16 protein-coding genes and 1 rRNA gene are annotated in these 18282 nt (G+C 39.4%); all 17 read right to left on the minus strand.

Annotation, left to right across the window (positions count from 1 at the left end):
* Nucleotides 1-45: 45 nt before the first annotated feature.
* The gene (locus tag ACFFHF_RS09110; RefSeq protein WP_377057917.1) at nucleotides 46-1194 is read right to left on the minus strand and encodes a glycerate kinase; all 1149 of its coding nucleotides are present in this window, start codon (nucleotides 1192-1194) and stop codon (nucleotides 46-48) included.
* Nucleotides 1195-1248: 54 nt separating this feature from the next.
* Complete coding sequence (locus ACFFHF_RS09115) at nucleotides 1249-2517, minus strand: GntP family permease (RefSeq protein ID WP_377057918.1); 1269 nt, start codon at nucleotides 2515-2517, stop codon at nucleotides 1249-1251.
* A 126-nt stretch (nucleotides 2518-2643) separates the two neighbouring features.
* Entirely contained in the window at nucleotides 2644-3762 is a 1119-nt protein-coding gene (locus tag ACFFHF_RS09120; protein ID WP_377057920.1) for a CdaR family transcriptional regulator, read from the minus strand.
* Between the two features lie 186 nt (nucleotides 3763-3948).
* Nucleotides 3949-4278 (minus strand): DUF2085 domain-containing protein, encoded by a 330-nt coding sequence (locus ACFFHF_RS09125; RefSeq protein WP_340902468.1) that lies wholly within the window; start codon nucleotides 4276-4278, stop codon nucleotides 3949-3951.
* A gap of 28 nt (nucleotides 4279-4306) precedes the next feature.
* A complete protein-coding gene (locus ACFFHF_RS09130; RefSeq protein WP_340902466.1) occupies nucleotides 4307-4597 on the minus strand; it encodes a hypothetical protein in 291 nt (96 codons plus the stop codon).
* Nucleotides 4598-4812: 215 nt separating this feature from the next.
* Nucleotides 4813-5739 (minus strand): DMT family transporter, encoded by a 927-nt coding sequence (locus ACFFHF_RS09135; protein WP_340902464.1) that lies wholly within the window; start codon nucleotides 5737-5739, stop codon nucleotides 4813-4815.
* A 234-nt stretch (nucleotides 5740-5973) separates the two neighbouring features.
* Nucleotides 5974-6945, minus strand: a complete 972-nt coding sequence (locus tag ACFFHF_RS09140) for an agmatinase family protein (RefSeq protein WP_377057921.1) — start codon at nucleotides 6943-6945, stop codon at nucleotides 5974-5976.
* 3 nt (nucleotides 6946-6948) lie between these two features.
* Nucleotides 6949-8208, minus strand: coding sequence for an imidazolonepropionase (hutI, locus tag ACFFHF_RS09145; protein ID WP_160548747.1), 1260 nt, complete (start codon nucleotides 8206-8208; stop codon nucleotides 6949-6951).
* Nucleotide 8209: 1 nt separating this feature from the next.
* Nucleotides 8210-9883, minus strand: coding sequence for a urocanate hydratase (hutU, locus tag ACFFHF_RS09150; protein ID WP_377057922.1), 1674 nt, complete (start codon nucleotides 9881-9883; stop codon nucleotides 8210-8212).
* A gap of 54 nt (nucleotides 9884-9937) precedes the next feature.
* Nucleotides 9938-11473 carry an HAL/PAL/TAL family ammonia-lyase gene (locus ACFFHF_RS09155; RefSeq protein WP_377057923.1) on the minus strand — a complete coding sequence of 512 codons (1536 nt, stop codon included), beginning with the start codon at nucleotides 11471-11473 and terminating at the stop codon, nucleotides 9938-9940.
* A gap of 26 nt (nucleotides 11474-11499) precedes the next feature.
* A complete protein-coding gene (locus ACFFHF_RS09160) occupies nucleotides 11500-12675 on the minus strand; it encodes a BCCT family transporter (RefSeq protein WP_377057925.1) in 1176 nt (391 codons plus the stop codon).
* On the minus strand, nucleotides 12570-13079 hold the full coding sequence (locus ACFFHF_RS09165) for a BCCT family transporter (RefSeq protein ID WP_377057926.1): 510 nt from the start codon (nucleotides 13077-13079) through the stop codon (nucleotides 12570-12572). Before ACFFHF_RS09165 ends, ACFFHF_RS09160 begins: the two co-directional genes overlap by 106 nt.
* Nucleotides 13080-13370: 291 nt before the next feature.
* Nucleotides 13371-14855 (minus strand): helix-turn-helix domain-containing protein, encoded by a 1485-nt coding sequence (locus ACFFHF_RS09170; protein WP_377057927.1) that lies wholly within the window; start codon nucleotides 14853-14855, stop codon nucleotides 13371-13373.
* 251 nt (nucleotides 14856-15106) lie between these two features.
* Nucleotides 15107-15598, minus strand: coding sequence for a YehS family protein (locus ACFFHF_RS09175; RefSeq protein ID WP_377057928.1), 492 nt, complete (start codon nucleotides 15596-15598; stop codon nucleotides 15107-15109).
* A 220-nt stretch (nucleotides 15599-15818) separates the two neighbouring features.
* Nucleotides 15819-17201, minus strand: coding sequence for a 23S rRNA (uracil(1939)-C(5))-methyltransferase RlmD (rlmD, locus tag ACFFHF_RS09180; protein WP_377057929.1), 1383 nt, complete (start codon nucleotides 17199-17201; stop codon nucleotides 15819-15821).
* 17 nt (nucleotides 17202-17218) lie between these two features.
* On the minus strand, nucleotides 17219-18070 hold the full coding sequence (locus ACFFHF_RS09185) for a DNA-3-methyladenine glycosylase family protein (RefSeq protein WP_377057930.1): 852 nt from the start codon (nucleotides 18068-18070) through the stop codon (nucleotides 17219-17221).
* 124 nt (nucleotides 18071-18194) lie between these two features.
* A 5S ribosomal RNA gene (rrf, locus tag ACFFHF_RS09190) occupies nucleotides 18195-18282 on the minus strand; the annotation flags it as partial.

Here is an 18282-nt window from a genome sequence, read left to right on the forward strand (position 1 = left end):
ACATAAGGATAGCTCCTGTTTTTTTACAAGAAAAGAAGCTGTGATTTAACAGCTTCTCACTGAGTGAATCATTCTCATAGATGAGGCAACATTTCTTGCTGTTCTTTCTATATTAATATCAGCAAATTCAAATGCCTCTGGAAGTGTGATAATACCTGGAACAATACTGAACAGAGCATCTATTCCGTGTTCAATTACAACATCACTGTCTTGAGATATGGATCCCGCAAGTCCAATAACTGGCACACCATATTTTTTAGCAGCTTTCGCCACGCCGATTGGTGTTTTCCCATAAACTGTTTGACTGTCGATTCGTCCTTCACCTGTGATAACAAGGTCTGCATCTTTAACAACACTCTCAAAATTCATCGCATGAAGAACGATATCAATTCCTCTTTTAAGATCAGCGTTTAAAAAAGCAAGCAGACTTGCTCCTAGACCACCAGCCGCACCGGCTCCCTCAATATCCCGGAAGGACTTCCCAAGAGCTTTTTCTATTACATCTGCAAAATGGGATAGGTTCTTATCAAGTAATTTAACCATTTCAGGAGTGGCTCCCTTTTGAGGACCAAAAATGGCTGAAGCCCCTCTTGGTCCTGTTAATGGATTATCTACATCACAAGCCACATCAATGTGAACATCCTTCAATCTATTATCAAGACCACTCAAGTCAACTGTTGCGATTTGTGAAAGCGCACCGCCTCCAGGACCGATTGTCTCTCCTTCTTCATCCAGCAGTTTTGCACCTAACGCTTGGATCATTCCCGCTCCCCCATCGTTCGTAGCACTTCCGCCGATCCCTATAATAATATGCTTTACACCCAAATCAAGAGCTGCTGAGATTAATTCTCCAGTTCCTCTCGTTGACGTGACTAAAGGGTTTCTCTTTTCCATAGGGACAAGATGCAAACCTGATGCAGCAGCCATTTCAATAACAGCTGTTTTCCCGTCTCCCATTAATCCAAAAAATGATTTGACCGGGTTGCCTAGCGGACCAGTTACAATCCGCTCCTCTATGATACCGTTTGTGGCATCTACGAGTGATTGGACGGTTCCCTCTCCACCATCTGCCATTGGCATTTTATGATACACGGCATTTGGAAAAATAGATTTGAAGCCCCTTTCTATGGCATTCGCGGCTTCTAGAGCTGTTAAACTTTCTTTAAAAGAATCGGGTGCAATTACAATTTTCATATAATCCCAACTTCCTTTCTGTTAGAAGATTTTTAAAAGTCCGACCTACGACATTTAGCCAAAAAGCTTAAAAACTCCAAATATGAGAGTGGAAATAACCGCAAGAGTTAAACCGACTAAAGATTCATAGGGCATTAATTTCAAGCGTTCTTTAATGTCCATATTTACACTTCCTGCTGTAGCGTGGAAAAAGCTTCCGTGCGGCAAGTGATCTAATACCGTTGCACCTGCATGAATCATCGCTGCACCAGCCAATGCTGAAATACCTAATCCCAAAATTGTGCTGCTGAAAACACCACTAGCGACTGCTGTACCTGCTGTAGTTGAGGCCGTTGCTGCTGACATGAATATACCTGACACTGGAGCCAATACATACGCTGGCAGTCCGGATGCACTTAATGCATTAATAATGACATCTTTCAGTTCAGAATTCGCAATAATTCCTGCCAATGTTCCTGTACCTAATAGCATGATAGCGACACCTGACATCTTACTTAAACCAGAAACAGCATAATCATTGATTTTCTTTGTTTTATTCATAGCAATCGCACCAATGATTCCTCCAAGTGGCAAAGCAACCATCGGATCGATATTGATATCAAATAATGGGCGTAATGCTAGTAATAGTATCGTAACTAGTGGTGCAATCATTGCAGTTATAAATAAAGGAAGCTTTGAATTTTCTGTCATTTCGATATCTTGGCTCATTACTGAAGAGCCTTTATTAACAAGCTTTTTTGCAATGAAATACGTTACAGTAAGTCCGAAAATAGCTGGAATGATACCTGCAGCCATAACGGATGTTAACGGCACACCAAATGCATCAGAAGCAGCAATCGCATTTGGGTTTGGCGACATAATATTCCCTGCCTTACCGCCCCCGATCATTGCTAGCAAAATAGCTGTCTTAGAAATCTTTGCACGTTTGGCTATTGCCAGTGCTATTGGTGAAACGGTAATAACTGCTACGTCTATAAAGACTCCTACTGCTGTTAAAATCATCGTAGCAACTGCTAGTGCAAGCAGCGCACGTGTCTCCCCAAGTTTTTTAATAATGGTTTCTGCAATTGATGAGGCAGCTCCTGATTCAATCAAGACCCCTGCTAGAATACCAGCAGCCATAATTCTCAATACTGCTGTAATGATTCCTTTGGCCCCTTCCATCATTAAGGTAACTGTATTCGTAATATCCACTCCACCAATTAAACCGCCAATTAAAGCTCCGGCAACCATCCCATAAGCTGGTGGTACTTTTTTCAAGATTAGTATAATGGCAATAATTAACGCACTAATCGCTCCTAAAGCGCTTACAGTAACATCCATGCTGATACCTCCCACAGTACTTCTTTTAGTATATTTTTATTGTAAGCGTTTTCTAACTTATTTTCATTGGATAGGTTGATGAAAAAAGCAGGGCAATAGTTTAAATAAACTGTGCAAATGAACAAATTATCTAATATCATGCAAGAGCTTTGCTGTAAATAACACAATAATATCCTTTATATTACGCGGGTCTTTTCCAGTCAATTCTTCAATTCTATCAAGACGATACCGTAATGTATTTCGATGTATATACAGCCTTTCTGCTATTTTATTTAATTCTCCGTTTTCTTCTATAAATGCCTGCAGCGTGTCGACTAGTTCTCCCTTCTTCCCTTCATCTAGCAATCGTTGATAAAAGGAGAAAATATTTTTATCCGGTTCCTCCTGTCCCACTTTTGCTAGCATTACTTCTAATCGAAAATCCTCGTAATGATAGAATGGATTATTAGGCTGGATTTTGCTACCAACGAAAACGGCACTTTTAGCCTGTTGAAATGAAAGCTTTACTTCTTTTACACTTTCCGCCAGGCCTCCAGTCCCGATAATGATCTTGCTTCCGGATACTTTTAATAAGCGATGCAAGGAAGGTGTTAACTCCTTTATTGATTCAGATACAGATGATGCTTTTAGGACCACAATTTCATTGTTAAAAGTAACACCTATTAAATCATTCTTATTCATTTCATATTGTATAGACCTTATTAGTTTTTGATTGGTTAGATCTGTATAATCTGATGGTTTTATCACAAGGGCAAACCTTGGCTGCTCCAAGTTGATTCCTAGGAATCTCGCACGATCTTTTACCCACTCTGTATTTAAGTCTTCATCTGAAATAATTTGGTTTACGATCTCACTTTGTAGCCTTTGCCTCCATTGTACCCTTTCTAGTAAAAATGACTGCTCCAACACTAGTTCAGCTGCCATTTTAACAAGTTGGGCATAATTCTTAATTTGCTCAGGCTCTCCTGTAATACCCACAACACCCACGATTTCGTTATTAAAACGGATAGGTAAATTGATTCCCGACCTTGTTCCTTTCATTTTAGCTGCCATGGACTGATCAATTTCAACACTTTCTCCTTTTTTAAGGACGAGAAGAGCGCCATCATGAAGCTGATTAATCCTTTGACTATCACCAGACCCAATAATAATTCCTTCTTCATTCATTACATTAATATTACTATCTAATATTTCCATCGTTCGTTCAACGATTTCCTGAGCAAGTTTATAAGTTAAGAATTGCATCTAATTTCTCTCCTTTTGCTTCACTTCTTTTTTAATTTACCATAGTGCAGATGAACAATAAATGAGGCAACCTAATTCCAGTAGGTTCCTGATTATTATAAAACCTTATAAAGTAAAAAAACCGGCATATGCCAGCTCATTATCCTTATTAGTTTAGTAATTAAATGAAGTGATTTTTTTCATACTCTATTTAAAATATTGAACAATTTCCCAAGTCATAGTTGAAATAAGAAGTGATTGACCGACTCCAAACAGAATTCCAGTTATAAAACGAACAAGATTAGAACTCTTCCTCCACTTCCATTTTTGTGTAAATCCATCCATTACAAGTGGAACAGCCATAATGATTGGCACCCATAAAGGTACAACCATGTTAAAAGCCAAGGCTATCGGTGTAAAGAGATAACCAAGTAGCATAGCAAAGCATCTTGCACATAGAAGCATAGGCTTCCCTTTGAAGTGAAGACATCTTTCATGTATACGATGACATGGGATAGTCATCAAGATTCCCCTCATTATTTTTCCCTCCGATATATAATCACGTTTAATTCGGGGTACAGTCACAATCGAATCCTTTATCTCCATCACAATCGCAATCCATCTTTTTCATTCTTGATAAATTAGGACAATCCACTCCTGCAAAGTTACAGTCGAAACAATCCAAACTCTCCTTCTCTTTTTTACGATTTCTATTTCGATAATATCGGAACATGAAAATTAAAAAAATAATACCTACCCCTGATAGAAGCCCTCCGATTATATAAAAAGCTTCTATAAGCAAAACGATTCCTGACAAAAGCAAAATTAAAGAAACAGTTAATCCAATAAAGAACATATACTCCCTCCAACGATTATTTTCACATTAGTTCTCCTTACATATATTTCTATTTTAATATATATAGAAGATTAATGGGGATTAAAGTGAGGGACGTGGCATTGAAAACAACCATTTTGATAAAGGGCAAGAAAAAGAAGCTGTTATTTATTTTAACAGCTTCTCACTGAGTGAACTATTCTTATAGATACGGCAATTTATATTCGTCTCAGAAATTATCTTTCTAATGACCTTGAAAGATTCCGACGTTTTAGACTGCGAAAAGTTCCCTCAAGCATCCCCGTGCCTAAAATAACTCCAATTACGATTAGTACAAAACCTATTAACTGCTCAAGCACAATCTTTTCTCCTAAGAACAAAGCTGATCCAAGCAATGAAAAGAACGGGGTTAGATTGATAAAAATAGCTGTAGAGCCTGCACCTAATTGTTGGATGGCATAATTATATAGCATATGGCCAAGTCCTGTGGCAAATACAGCTGAAGCTAGTAAAACCAACCATACATACATTGGCTGTTGGAATTGGCTTATCTCCACTGGTTCAATCCACAAACTAAATCCGAACATCATTAATGCTCCAAAGATCAGCATGATTCCCGTCATTTGCCGTGAATCAAGATTAGTAGTTAACTTTTTTATCACAATAAAACTAATCGCTTGCGTGATTACCGCTCCAAAGATGTAGAGATCACCTAGTGAAAACCCAGAGACAGGTCCATTTCCTTTTAAAATGATAAAATAGACACCGCTTAGAGCCGATAAAATGCCGATAACTTTGAAAAATGTTAATAGCTCCTTCAGGAAAATCATAGCAAAAATGGAGGTGAACAGTGGGACTAAGCCCAGAATAAGACCTGTATTTGAACCGGTCGTTAGGGTTAATCCGAGTGCTAAAAAAAGATGATGACCAAACACTCCAAATAAGGCAACGACAAATATTCCAAGTGCATTTTTTCGAGAAATCCGCTCAAATCTCTTTGATAAAATAAGGACAACTATTACCACCAACCCCGCCAAAAACACACGAACACCTTGAATAAAAACTGGTGGAAAATACGTCACTAAAATTTTTATGGCCGACACATTGAATCCCCAAATCACCATTAATAAAAATAATAAAATGTACAATAACCCTTTAGACAAACCTAGCCCTTCCTTCTGATCCTTGTCCTTACTTATGAACAATCTTTTCTATCAAGATTACTAGATAGTTAGATACTCTGTAAATAAGTTATGTTACATATGTGATTAATATATTTACACTTGTAAAAAGCAAAAGGGCAATCCTCAGTGAGATTGCCCTAGTTTTAATAAATTTTGTGTAATATTCTCCAAAAACTGTTATTTTGCACTTAAAAAAAAGCAAAACCAATAAATTTACTTTGAACGACAAACCACACCAGTGACAAATTGTAACCACGCATATACACCAGTTTTAACTGTTTCTAAAACCTTAGAATCCTTACTTGGATCCAGGCAAACAAAATCAATATGTCGGACAGATGGATGCTTTCCAATCTCAAGCAAAGAATCGAATAACTCAGCTGTGGACAAGCCTCCTGGTGTGGAAGCTGGCACTCCTGGAGCAACAGATATATCGAGTACATCCATGTCAACCGTGACATAAATCCGGTCAACTTTTTGAGATAGCTGGTTCAGTGCCTCCTGAACAGTATGAACAAAGCCAACTTTGCGAGCATTCTTTAATGTCACCATTTGAATGGAATGATAATTAGCATAAGTGATCAGTGGTTTAGCATTGAAATAACCGTGCAAACCAATATTTATAATATCTTCTCCCTTAACTGTAGATCCATCGATTAATTGCCTGATTGGAGTACCATTTGCTGGCCCCAATTCAGACGGATCCCGTACATCAAGATGGGTATCCAGTTGCAAGATCCCGATTCTGTCATTTGGAAAAGCTTCCTTAATCCCTCGTACTGCACAAGCCGTCGTTGAATGGTCACCCCCAATCATAGAGGTAACTGCATCAGAATATTTCGAAGCTAGAAAAGTTGTTGCCTCTTCAATACGCTTATGGGACAAAGGTATATCTGTTGTATGCATCACGACATCTCCAGCATCCGCAACAATCAAATCAACTAAATCAACATCTTCATCCAAATTGTAGGTGGCAAACCCCTTCCACATTCGCCGAAATTCCGTCGGATATAGAGATGCACCTGAGACACTAATGGAAGAACGAGAAATTGGTGCACCATATAAAATAAGCTCTGGCTTGCCTTCCATCTCTTTTAGCTGCCTAACCCAATGGTGAACATAAGTTGGGTCGATTGTATTCACATTCCATAACCATTCCGGTTGTTCTAGCCAATGCTCACTCATGTGTTACCCGACCACCTTTACTCCTTTTTTCCAAACAGCTTTTGTGTGATTTACACCAAACAAATACTGTAGCTCTTGATAGCTTTTTACATCCCATAACACCACATCAGCTTGTTTCCCAACCTCTAGAGATCCGATTCGATCTTGACGGTTAATTGCGCATGCCGCATTGTATGTCGCAGCGGTTAATGCCTCTGCAGGTGTCATCCTCATCGAGATACAGGCCAAATTCATGACAAGTGGCATCGATGTTGTTGGCGAAGACCCAGGGTTACAATCTGTCGAAATTGCTACAGCTACCCCTTCATCAATCATTTTTCTTCCATTCGCTGCTTCCTCACGTAAATAGAGAGCCGTTGCTGGAAGTAAGCAAGCGATCGTTCCTGCCTTTGCCATTTCTTTAATTCCTTCGTCTGATGCCTTCAATAAGTGTTCAGCTGAAATCGCGCCTACCTTAGCCGCTAATTCTGCCCCACCGTATGCAACAATTTCATCAGCATGGATTTTCGGGATCAGACCGTACCTCTTTCCTGCTTCCAAAATTCTCTCTGATTGTTCTGGGGTGAAAACATCCTTTTCACAAAAAACATCATTAAACTCCGCTAATTTCTCTTCAGCCACAACAGGTAGCATATCATTTATTAGGTGATCGATATATTCTTCCTCTCTACCTTTGTATTCAGGAGGAACAGCATGTGCTCCCATGAAGGTTGGCACAAGGTCAATCACGTGTATTTCCTGTAATTTCTTCATTACCCTTAGCTGCTTTAACTCGGATTCAAGATTCATTCCATATCCACTTTTTCCTTCCACAGTTGTTACACCATGATGTATAAAGGAATCAAGCCGTCTTGTTGTTTGGCTAATAATCTCTTCTTCCGTACACTCACGAGTCATGCGAGTAGTCGCATGAATTCCCCCACCCGCATTCATAATATCCATATATGGTACGCCTTCAAGACGCATTTCAAATTCTTGCTCCCTACTACCACCAAAAGCAATATGGGTATGAGGATCGATTAATCCAGGGGTAACTAAGTGACCGGTAGCATCCACAATCTCAGCTTCTTCTCTTCTAGCTGCATACTGCTGTTCCAGAACAATTGTCGATCCTACGGCCTGTATGATTCCATCTTCTATCCACAAACTTCCATTCTCAATAATACCTAACTTCGACATCGCTTCTCTTGAACGAGGACCTTCCTTATTGGATGCAAGGGTTGCCAATTGATGGATATTTTTGATCCAAATCGGTCTTGTCATCTTATTCAATCCCCATTTCTAACATTGGAATGTTTACTCCTCTTTCACGTGCTGTTTTCTTCGCTAATTCATAACCAGCATCAACATGGCGAACAACACCCATTCCTGGATCTGTTGTCAGAACACGTTCAATTCGTGCCTCTGCTTCTTTCGTTCCATCTGCCACAATAACAATTCCTGAGTGCATTGAATAGCCCATGCCCACTCCACCACCATGGTGTAAGGATACCCATGTAGCACCGCCAACTGCATTAATCATGGCATTTAAAATTGGCCAATCTGCTACAACGTCAGATCCATCTTTCATTGATTCTGTTTCACGATTCGGTGACGCAACTGAGCCTGAGTCAAGATGATCACGTCCAATGACAATTGGAGCCTTGAGCTGACCTTTTGCAACCATTTCATTAATGATTTTACCGAAGCGTGCCCGTTCTCCATAACCAAGCCAACAAATCCGAGATGGAAGCCCTTGGAATTGGATTTTTTCCTTCGCCATACGAATCCAGTTACATAAATGGTCATTATCACTAAATTCACGTAATATCACTTCGTCCAGTTTATAGATATCTTCTGGATCACCTGAGAGTGCGACCCATCTAAATGGTCCTTTTCCTTCACAAAATTGAGGACGAATATAGGCTGGAACAAATCCTGGGAAGTCAAAGGCATTTTCAACGCCCTCATCCTTGGCAACTTGACGGATATTGTTTCCGTAATCGAACGTAATGGCGCCTTTTTCCATCATATCAAGCATGGATTGCACATGTTGAGCCATGGAAGCTTTTGATTTCTTAACATATTCTTCTGCATTGTCTGCTCGTAATTTTGCAGCCTCAACAAGAGACATCTTTGATGGAATATACCCGTTAAGTGGATCATGTGCAGATGTTTGATCTGTCACTATATCAGGGATAAATCCTTTAGCAATCATTTCTGGTAGAAGATCAGCTGCATTACCAATCAGTCCGATGGAAAGCGCTTCACCTGCAAGCTTTGCGTTTTTAGCCATTTCGATTGCTTTGTCCAAGGAATCAGTTTTTACATCCGTATAACGAGTTTCAATACGGCGATCGATTCGGCTTTCATCTACATCAATGCCAATACAAACGCCACCATTCATCGTTACAGCAAGTGGTTGAGCTCCACCCATACCGCCTAGACCAGCCGTTACCGTGATAGTATTTTTGAGTGTACCGCCAAAATGCTGTTTTGCAAGCTCTGCAAACGTTTCATAGGTCCCTTGGACAATGCCTTGCGAACCGATATAAATCCAGCTTCCTGCAGTCATTTGTCCGTACATCATTAACCCTTTTTTGTCTAGCTCATGGAAAGTTTCCCAATTTGCATAAGCGGGGACAATATTCGAATTCGCGATTAATACCCGCGGTGCACCAGTGTGTGATTTAAAAATCGCAACCGGTTTCCCTGATTGAACCAATAGTGTCTCATCATTTTCTAATTCCTTTAGCGACTTAACGATCGCATCAAAGCATTCCCAGTTTCGTGCCGCTTTTCCAATCCCACCATACACAACGAGATCTTCTGGTCTTTCCGCAACCTCAGGATCTAAATTATTCATTAACATCCGAAGTGCAGCCTCCTGTAACCAGCCTTTTGTATTTAATTCTGGTCCGCGATAGCGGATGACTTTTTCTGTTTTTGTTTGTTCCATCTTGATTGCCTCCTAAACATTCTATATATAATAAATAATTTTTAAAATATACATTTACAGTAACTTACCAAGTTTCTCTTCTACGACTGAAATGATCTCACCTGAATGAATAAAATCCTTCAATCGTTCTAAATAAGGGTAAAGATACGTGTCCTCAGCCATATTTGGTATTGATTGCCTAATGCATTCCAAAACCGCTGTTGAAGCAGATCCAGGTGTAAGTTCGCTTTCCACAAATTGATGAGCATTATAAATCGACAACAGCTCAATTGCTAAGACATACTCAAGCCTTTGCGCTACTTCCCTAGCTTTTTTCGCTGAATTGTACCCCATTGCTACATAATCCTCTTGGTCAGCACAGGTCGGTATGCTATCAACTGTTGCAGGATGAGATAATAGTTTCATATCGTTTAAAAGTCCTGCTTGTGAATACTGTGGAATCATTAGCCCTGAATTTAGCCCAGCATTCTGGACAAGGAACGCAGGGTATCCTGAAAGATGAGAATTAATCAGACGATTATTTCGTCGTTCTGACATTTTCGCAATGGCTGTAGCCCCGATACATGCAGAATCTAACTCGATCCCCACGTAAGAAGAGTCACAATTACTTCCTGAAATCGCGCCGCCATCTTCACCTGGCCATAAGATGGGATTGTCAGTGCATGCATTCATTTCGACCTCAAAGGTAGCTAACGCATCAAGAAGCGTTTTTTTTGCGGCCCCATGCAATTGAGGAATTGCCCGTAAAGATAAGGCATCCTGCAAGCGATGATCGACCGACTGTTTAGCCATCATTGAATCATCTAAAATTTTTCTCACATTGGCTGCTGTATTTCGTTGTTGTTCATGCGGACGAGCGATCATCAGTCTGTCATCAAAAGCTCGTGTTGTTCCTCGTAAGACCTCTAAAGCCATTGCACCAATAATATCGGCTGACTTAGCTGCTTGTAGCATATCCGATAATGCTAACGCTCCAATTGCGGTTGGACTCGTTGTTCCACTAATTAACGCTAAGCCCTCTTTCGATGAAAGGTCAATCGGCTCTAGCCCTGCTTTACGAAGAGCTTCCTTCGCAGGTAATAGCTCTCCATCCACATAGGCTTTTCCTTCCCCAATCATCACCAAAGCGATATGAGCTTCAACACTTAGATACCCAACCGAGCCTTCACGAGGTGCAAACGGGATAACACCACCATTTAAACATTGACGATACATTTCCAACGTGGATATCTGGATTCCAGAATACCCTTGCCCTAAGTTTTGCAGCACCATCAGCATAATTGCCCTAACACATTCTTCATCTAATGGTTCACCAACTGATGTTGCATGAGATAAAAGAATATTCTTTTGCAACAATCTTGTTTGATCTCGTGAAATTATTTTTGTTGATAGAGCACCAAAGCCAGTGTTTACCCCATACATGATTCTTTCTTCATCAATCCATTTGTTTACAAGCTGACACGACCTCTCAACTCGCTGGCGGTAAGCATCTGAAAAATCAACATGAACACCATCACGCGCTATGGAGACAAACATTTCTAATGTGATTGCATTTCCTAGGGCTATCTTTTTCATCCCTTGATCTGCCATGTTGACCCCTCTCTTCTTTCCTATAATCATTTTTCAATTTTATCAATAAAGAACATTTTAACTGCCGAACAGACTTGTAAAACAAAGACGAAGAGAACCGCTGAGCCACCTAAGGCAGCCAAATATTTCACACCATCAACGCCTTGTACTCCGCCTGCGAAAGCAACCATCACAAAGGCAATGATCGCAATAGAAATCGCCCAAATCAGCATTTTCCATTTTGCTGGATCTTCATCATAACGAATATTTACGGTACATAACATGGCAATTGCACGAACCATTGAGTCAGCCGCTGTAGAAAATGAAAGGATTAACGCAATCATCACGATAGGAATAATGATGACAGCAAATGGCATATTAGCTAAGAACGCCCATAAACCTGCAACCGCTCCACTTTCATTAATTGTTGACACTAAGTCAACTGTATTATTTTGTTGCCAATGTAGGGCTGTTCCGCCAAAAACACCGAACCATAAGATACTGAACACAGCTGGTAATATCCAGTTGATTATCATAAACTGGCGAATCGTTCGTCCGTAAGAGATAACCGCAAGGAATATTCCCATTAATGGTGCATAGGCAATCCAAATCGCCCAATCATATAACGTCCACCACATCACTAGAGCCTCTCCACCGACTATTCCTGGATCAAGTCCCCAGCTCCAGAAGTTTTGTAGCCATTGAGCCATTCCTGCTGTTGACGATTGGAGAATATATAAAGTAGGGCCAATAATGAACAGTGCAAGTAGCAGGATATAAAACACCTTTGCATTAATATCTGCCATCCGACGAATCCCTTTATCCATCCCTTTTAACGCTGAAACAGTAAACAATCCAGTTATCACAACAACTAGGACGAACCACACTATCGGTCCCTGCTTAATACCATAAAACGTCTCGATTCCCGATCCGACTAATGCTAAACCTGCTCCTAGTGAAGACGCTAAGCCAAGTGCGATTGCTAACACCGCTAATGTGTCGATAATCCCAGGCCAAACCCCCTTTGTAATTTTGCTACCGAACAGTGGGGTTAATGTTCCTGTTACAGACAATGGTGCTTTACGATTAAAATACATATAAGCAACCACGAGCCCACTCAATGAATACATCGCATAAGGAATGAATGTCCAATTATAAAAAGAGCGTCCCATAGCGTAGATAGCAGCCATTGAAGTACCAGGTTCAACACCTGTATTGGCCATTTCTCCATAAATGTTACCAAATAGATGATCGGTTCATTTACTCCATAAGTAATGACTCCCGTGGCAATTCCACCTGTTAAAGCCATTGCAAACCAAGCAAGAAACGGATATTTAGGCTTTGCCTCTGATCCTCCCAAACGAATGTTACCTAACTTTGAAAACGTTACCAAAAATACAATGATGAGTGCTGCAATTGAGATGATTTGATAAAGCCATCCAAGTCCACGTAAAGAACCTATAAAACCATTCATTGAAATATCAGTCAACAATTGATTGTTCACAATTCCTAGAATGGCTCCGCCTCCAACTACTAGAAAAGCCGGTAAAAATACAGATAAACGTGTTTGTTGCTTTTTATCTCCGACTACATTAGGAGCCTTTTTTTCTATCTCCAATGACATCATAGATTCCCCCTTTAATCACTATTTTTGGAAAAGATAAAGTAGTCGAATCAGGCAAAATAGTTTTTATTGCCTTTATAGATAGATTTTCTTTATCTAAATATACTGAAAATTATAGAGAATAATTTTGGCTAAAAATAGCTAATTAATTTTCGAAATTCAATACTTTTATTCGAAAGGGCTTGTTATATTTATCCTTTTTCACTTAAAATCTTATAATAATTTACGATTCTTATAATTTTTTACGACTCTTATAATTTTTTACGATATTTCATCTAAGCACATTTATCTGGACTACTCCATTCCCTCCCTCATATGTAAACGATAGTCACGCGGAGACATCGATGTCATTTCTTTAAAAAGTCTAGTAAAATAACTAGGATTACGGAAACCTACTTGATTGGCTATTTCTTTAATTGAAAGCTCGCTTGAATTTAAGAGTCGCTTTGCTTCGTTAATACGTTTATTGGCTAATAGCTGTCGAAACGACATTCCTTGCCTCTTCATGATCAAATGGCTATAATAGGCTGTACTTCTTCCAACTGCTTCAGCCACATTTTCTAATGTTAAATCAGGATCAATATAATGTTTCTCGATATAAAGGAGCCCTCTTTCAACCACATCTTTTTTCGAAAAGACGTCACCATTCTTAGAACGATCAAGTAATTCATATAAGAATAAAAGCATTTCTTGGACGACTCTGTATAGCACACGATTGTACAGAATCTCTGAAAATATTTTCAAATAATATTCTTCCATTTCACCTTGTTCAAGCTCGTACGTTTTCATAAACCGCCTTACTTGGGCTAGAATACTTGTAAGTCTTGTCCTTAACTTTTCCGGATTAGGAAAGGGCGTTTCCATATTCAAAAACTCTTGGTGCATCCATTCTTTTATTTTCTTTTTATCAAAACTATTTAACATCTCCACCCATTCCCGCTGTTCAGCCGAGGTTAAAAACGGATCCATTTCATACCAAGATTTGTATTCTTCTTTTGGTAAAATGACTTGACGATATCCGATAAAAAATGTCATTTCTAATAGTCTTCTAGCTTCTAAATACATGTCATGTACAGATTTCATTTCAGTATTAGGTGGGATAATAACCGCAGCAATAGGTTCAATATTAAAAGCTTCCCATTCCCTCAAAACCTTCCATGCTTCTTCTTTTATATGCTGGGGTGGATTTTTAAATAAGCATACAACCATATCTGTTAATGGTAAGATCGTCGGAGGTTCACTAAATGGGAAATACGTTAAAAATTGTTGTAAATCAGCAAGCTTTTTACTATTTTCCGTATGCAAGAGCATCAACGCGATTTCCCCATTATTTTGTTCTTGATCTAAAAATATTGATTGATAGGAATACCCCTCTTCCTTCTTAGAGGAAAAGACATCCATTGTTTCTCGTTGTACAGCAAGTGACAACGCCATTTTAAGACATTTTTTAATTTTTACGGGATCTAGTGGTTTAACAAGTAAATCAACACCACCTAGTTCAATTGCCTGTTTTGCCCGTTCAAATGTCGCTTCTGCTGTGACAGTAATAATTTTCGGTGAAAAAGTTTTAACATATCTTGTAATTAACGACCAATGTTCGGCTGGGATCATATCCAATTCTAAATAGAGTATCTCAGGAAGTTCTTTTTCAAGTATAGCCATTGTCTCCTTAACTGTTTTTGTCACAAGTACGTTATTAATTGGAATAGAATAGGTAGAAATCAGCCATTCTATCGCCACTCTCTCATGATTATCCCGTTCTGCAATTACTATTTTCATATTTTCCACAAACCCTTTATATGTACTTTTTTCAATTGTACTTCCACTTTAATTCCTCCCTTGCCTTATAAAAATTATAGAATAGTTACACTCTCTTCTACTACAACATAATAAATAAAGTATACTATCAACTATTTACATCAGCGAGACCTCCGCTATGATTATAAGGTTTTTTAAGCAACTAAAAAAGGAGCTCAGATGACTGAACTCCTCTGATAAAGCAAAATGGATAAATTTTCAATTAAAATACCCTATCCTCTAAATCTAATTGCTAACCCTTTCAAGAAATTTCGAGCATAACGATCTCCACAGAACTTATAGTTTTTATGACCCACTTTTCTTAATAAGGCGCTTAGTTCTCCTTTGGTGATACGAACTCCTGCATCTTCTAAGATTTGAAGCATGTCTTCACTTGTTAATGACAAAGCGATTTTCAGCTTTTTTAATAGAAGATTATTCGAGCTTTCCTTTAGAGATGGAGCCTGTCTTTCAGGTTGACCTGGTTTTGGTTCTTGTTTTCCTCTTTTAAAAATAATAAAGCCGTTTAAAAAGGCATCGAACATCTGATCATCACAGATGATCACATCCTCATTATCCTCTTCTTCTTCATTTATTTTCGTGAGGATCTTTAATACCTCATCTTTGGTTACCTCAACTCCACCAAGTTTAAAGATTTCTACCATGTCTACATTTTTAATATCTAAAGCGTATCTTAATCTGATTAATATATCGTTATTATTCATTGATTTATCCCCCTGAAGATTGTTTACCTTACCTACTATAGCACTTGTCTTTACAAAAATTAAATGGCCCCTGAAAAATAAGGAGCCATTCGTCAAGTTCAGACTTATTAGACTGTGGATAACTTATTTTTTCGGATTTTCCCACGTTTTTTATCCCGATTTTCTGCTCAATGTGAATAAAATTGTGGATATTGTCTGACTTATCCAAAAAAACTGTCATTTATCCCTTTAAAATTAAACTAGTAACACTTTCAATATGACTTGTTTGTGGGAACATATCCACAGGTTGAATATATCCAACCTTATATTTAGAAACCAACACGGAGATATCCTTTGCGAGTGTGGATGGATTACATGAAACATACACAATTTTCTTTGGCTTTACTTTTAAAATTGTGTTTAATAACTGTTGATCCAAGCCTGTTCTTGGTGGATCCACTACAAGTACATCCGGTTTCCATCCTTCTTTCGCCCACTTTGGTAGGACTTGTTCGGCTTTACCGACCACATAAGTAGCGTGACTGATTCCATGTCTCTCGGCATTTTTTTCTGCATCTTCAATCGAATCCGCAATCACATCCATTCCACGGATTTCATCTGCTCCATCTGCTAACCAAAGACCGATTGTTCCCACTCCACAATAGGCATCCACAACTTTTTCCACACCTGTTAGTCCTGCTGCTTCTTTTACCTCATTATATAGGTTCACGGTTTGCTCAGGGTTTAGCTGGAAGAACGTTCTTGCTGAAAGCTCAAACTCGAGTTCTCCTAGTGTTTCTTGGATGAACTCTCTTCCTTCCAAGAGTCTAGTTTCATCACCAAAGATAAGAGATGTTTTTTGACCGTTTACGTTTTGCACAATGGATGTAACTTCTGGTAAGGCCTGCTTGATGCGAGCGACGATTTCGTCTTTATGAGGAAGCTCACGTTGGCTTGTAATTAATACGATTTGTAGTTCCTCTGTTTTCACACCAATTCGTGCAACAATGGTACGTACGACACCTTTGCGAGTTTTCTCATTATATACAGACACTTTAAGGTCTTGTAAAATCTTTTTCACGGTTGATGTTGCCTTGTTTGTAGCAGAATGCTGAACCGCACAATGTTGAATATCAACAAGCTTGTGTGAGTTGATCCCATATAATCCGGCTAGTAGCTTTCCGTCACGCTGCCCCACCTGAAACTGGCTTTTGTTTCGGTAGTTCCATGGGTTCTCCATGCCAAGTGTGTCACGGATATCTAACTTTTCTACATTTAGCTTGGTATGGCGCTCAAGCGATTGCTTCACGATATCCCTTTTTTCCACAAGCTGTTGACGATAGTCGAGATGCTGGAGCTGACAGCCTCCACATTCCTCGTACACAGGACATGGTGGTGCAACACGATGTTCTGATTTCTTACGGATCTTTTTGATGCGTGCTTCAGCGAATTTCGGTTGAATTTTTGTTGCTTCTACAACTACCTCTTCACCTGGCAGTGCACCTGGTACGAAGACGACTTGCTTTTTAAAGTAGCCCACTCCTTCCCCATTGATGCCGAGTCTCTTAATTGTCAGTGGAAAGGTTTGTTTTTCAATTATTCTTACGGATTGCTCCTGTTTCATTCTGTTCACTCCATCTATTATTCAATACTTCTCCACAAGTAGAGAGAAGCGTAGCTTGCGTATGGCTCCCAGCTTGGCTTGTAGCCTTCCATTTCTTCCTTCGATGGCTTTCGGTCCATATTGTAAAGCTTTTTGAGAGCATTCTGTAAACCGATATCAGCAATTGGGAAGAGGTTTGGTCGACCTAAACCAAACATAAGGAAGTTTTGTACGGTCCATGGACCAATGCCCTTTAATTTGACGAGCTCTTCCATAATCTCATCATCTGACTTATCGTGCAACTTTTGTAGCTCCAATTTCCCCTCTACAATCGCTCGTGCCACACCAATGGCATACTCCGCTTTACGGCCACTGAATTGAAGCTCACGTAGCTCCTCAATTTTTACATTGGCCAATTTTTCTGGATCTGGGTAAAAGTAAGCCCCGTCTTTTTCAGTGCCAAAGGTTGTAACAAATCGTTGAGTTAATGTGTGGGCAAACTTCAGGTTGAGTTGCTGATGAACGATGCATTTTAATAAACAATTGTAAGGATCAAAGTCTAAAACCAATGGTGTTCCCACATGCTCTTTAAAAATGGGGGCTAAATCTGTATGGCGAAAATGCGCATGAATGTCATCTAAAGGTTGGTCCCATTGGAAAATTTCCCGTAAACGAGCGATAATAGCTTCACTTGTCTTACCACTCAAATCAAATGAAGGCTCTTCGGTTGTACCCGTTGCGGTTACTTTTACAACCTGCTTGTCTCCGTTGACGATGAGAGGAACTTTAACCGAGCGTTCCTGTAGATCTATTTGATTTAATGGATCTAATGCATGCCTATTTAGGACTTGTTCAAAGTTGTATGGCCCTTTAATATCTATTCTCTCCATAGTTTGTCCCGTCCCCTTATTTTTTCTGTAAGTATAGCATTTTTTTGGTAATATAGAAAAAACCTACGGGGGAAGTCATGTCATAAACAAAGAGAGTAGTCACATGACTACTCTCTTTATAGGTGCCTGGCGACGTCCTACTCTCACAGAGGGAAACCCTCAACTACCATTGGCGCTGAAAAGCTTAACTTCCGTGTTCGGTATGGGAACGG

Source organism: Robertmurraya beringensis (assembly GCF_042433785.1).
Taxonomy (GTDB): Bacteria; Bacillota; Bacilli; order Bacillales; family Cytobacillaceae; genus Robertmurraya_A; species Robertmurraya_A beringensis.